Annotated in this window: 1 pseudogene; it reads right to left on the reverse strand. The window is 76.6% G+C overall.

The window, feature by feature from the left end:
- Positions 1-665, reverse strand: a pseudogene (locus D588_RS0117210) (hypothetical protein); the annotation flags it as partial.
- Positions 666-708 lie beyond the last annotated feature (43 nt).

Here is a 708-nt window from a genome sequence, read left to right on the forward strand (position 1 = left end):
TGCGGCGTGCCGCGCAGCGGCTGCACCGGCAGCGCCAGCCGCTCCGGTTCCGGCACGCACCGCCACAGCGCCACCGTGCCGGGCACCTGCAGCTCGGCCTGGCCGATACCGATCGAGTACACGCCGGTGCGCACGATCGGCACGACGCACTCGGCGTGCGCCGCCACATCCAGCCACTGCGCCTGGGTCGCGCCCGGCGCCAGCAGGTCGCAGCGCCACTGCGCGGGGCCGTCGGCGGCGGGATGGAAGGCGAGCACCAGCGCATCGCCGGCGGACAGCACCAGCTCGGAGGCGGTGCAGATGCCCTGGCGCGGGAAGCGCTCCTCCGGGAACGGGACGATGTCCTCGAGATGGCGGCGCCATTGGCGCGGACCGGACGGCCGCGCACGCATCGCCGAAGGTGGGATGACGGGCTGCGCTGGCGGCGGCAACCGCGCCGGCGCAGGCGTGACGCCGGCCTCGCCAATGGCGGGGCCCAGGGAAGCCGCCGCGGTACTGCCGGCCGTGCGTCGCGCCATCGCGCGATCGATCGCTGCGGCGACCAGCACCACCAGCACCCAGTACACCAGCGTCGCCGGCAGCACCGCCCAGCCGGAGGCCGAGTGCAGCGCCAGGGCCAGCGCCAGGGCCAGGCGCAGCACGCGCGTGCCGACGGACACGCTCACCGCACGCGCCGTGGCCGCGGGCTCAGCGGAACGGCAGGCCGCC

The organism is Xanthomonas sp. SHU 308, assembly GCF_000364645.1.
Classification (GTDB): Bacteria; Pseudomonadota; Gammaproteobacteria; order Xanthomonadales; family Xanthomonadaceae; genus Xanthomonas_A; species Xanthomonas_A sontii.